We start from the raw sequence: 1,849 nt of genomic DNA on the forward strand, positions 1-1,849 counted from the left end.
CCCACCCGCCCGCTTGCAGTCGCACAAGCGGTCGGTACCCCTGACCGGATCCCCGCAGTTCAATCCGGTCAGGGGTTTTCCCCTGTACAGCGCCCGGCGCTGAGCCTGATCCGCGGCGCGCAGCTGCGGCTCGCCAACCATGGCGAGCCAGGCCCTCGTGACTGGATCGAGGCGCAGGCACGCCTTACCGCATGGCTGGATATGGACGTGCATTACGTGCCCGCGCGCCCGGTCGGAGCGTTTCGCCAGGTCGCCGCATGGGCCACGCAGCACCGCGCGCCTGTATCGGCGCCCGCATTCCTGCCCTGGCAGAATGTGTCGCCGGTCGCCTTTCAGGCAGACGGCGGTTCGGGCCTGCCGCATGCGGACTGGGTGGCCAGCTATCTGCACGATCAGGGCACGGGCAAGCCGCTCAAGGCGAGCACGCTCGATGTGATGCTGATGTCGCCGCACCCGGCGGCCTGCCCGGTCGATGCCGATTGCGAAGCGCCGCTACCGCGAACCGAGATCCTGCAAGCCATGCTCCAGGCGGCGCAGGCCGAAGGGCGCAAGCGCATCGCCATTGTCGGCGATGCCCGCCGCCGCAACGCGCTGGTGCGCCAGATGCTCGCATCCGGTCGCGTCGCAGCGCGCGACGAGCAGGAGATCGAGATCCTGCCGATCGAGGATGCCCTGTGTCACCTCGTCCGGCGTGCGAGCCGCTGGGATGCGATCATCGTGCTGCCCGATCTGCGCAGCCTGATCTTCGCGATGCTGGCCGAGATCACCGGAATCTGGACGCCCTGGCCGATGCTGTGGCACCGTCGGGGCCTGACCATGCTGACCGGCGAGGTGCTCGACGAAGCCGATGGCGCGCTGCCGCTCAACGCGCCGTTGCTCGTCCAGGCGATGGCGCTGGCGGTGCACCATGCCGGGCTCAGCCATGCCGCACAGCGCCTGATGCTCGGCGCGGCGCGGCTGTGGGACTGCGGCATCATCACGCCGGGCCGCGGCTCGGTCGCGCCCTATGTCACCGAGGTCACCGACAGCGAGTTCATCCATCAACTGTGCCGTGGCGGCGAGCGCCGGTCGCGCGCGACCTCGTCCTGGCGCGCCATTCCCGCTGGATCGGTCGCCCCTTCGCCGCGCAAGCCCCGTCCTTCCCTTCGGCTCGTCGCCACCACTGGAGAACAATAAGATGCCCAGCCGCAAGATTGTCGCCAACGAACTCGCCACCGTGCTGCGTCAGATTTCGCACCCGGACCGCATCCGGCTGATCCAGAAACTGCGCATCGGCGACCAGACGGTGAACGAGATGGCGGCCGCGCTCGACATCACCCCGACCCGGCTGTCGCAGCATCTGGCGGTGCTGCGCGCGCTCGGACTGGTCGAGATCGAGAGCTTCGCACAATGCCGCGTCTATCGGCTGACCCAGCCGCAGCTCGCCCTGTGGCTGATCGACGGCATCGACTTCATCGCTCACCGCATCGGCAAGGTGAGTGAAAGCGATGTCCAGCGCGCCAAGCAATTGTGGGAGGAAGACGCGATCGAACCGCTCGGCACCGCCCGGGCGGCCTGAGCCTGACCGCTTGCGCTGCATGGCCCTGCCGCTAAGACGGGGCCATGCTGAAACACATCCTTCTTGCCGCCGCCGCTGTCACCGCGCTTGCCGCCCCGCTCCATGCCCAGACTGCCATCACCGTCGATCCCGATCGGCTGGTCGAAACCGTCCGCACGCTCGCGTCCGACACGTTCGAGGGCCGCGCACCCGGCACGCGCGGCGAGGAGCGGACGCTCGGCTATCTGATCGCGCGCCTCGAGGCTCTGGGGCTGGAATCGGCGGGCCCTGACGGCCAGTGGCTGCAGAAGG

General features: G+C 68.8%; 2 protein-coding genes and 1 pseudogene. All 3 read left to right on the forward strand.

The features are described 5' to 3' along the window. Window positions 1–1,176 (forward strand): hypothetical protein (locus tag DM995_RS19320; RefSeq protein WP_157973356.1); only part of this gene is annotated, 1,176 nt, incomplete at its 5' end. A gap of 1 nt (window position 1,177) precedes the next feature. After that, complete coding sequence (locus tag DM995_RS19325; RefSeq protein ID WP_023838297.1) at window positions 1,178–1,558, forward strand: ArsR/SmtB family transcription factor; 381 nt, start codon at window positions 1,178–1,180, stop codon at window positions 1,556–1,558. Between the two features lie 44 nt (window positions 1,559–1,602). Then, window positions 1,603–1,849 (forward strand): annotated as a pseudogene (locus DM995_RS19330) (peptidase M20); the annotation flags it as partial.

The sequence above is a fragment of the Blastomonas sp. UPD001 genome, assembly GCF_003426715.1.
Classification (GTDB): domain Bacteria; phylum Pseudomonadota; class Alphaproteobacteria; order Sphingomonadales; family Sphingomonadaceae; genus Blastomonas.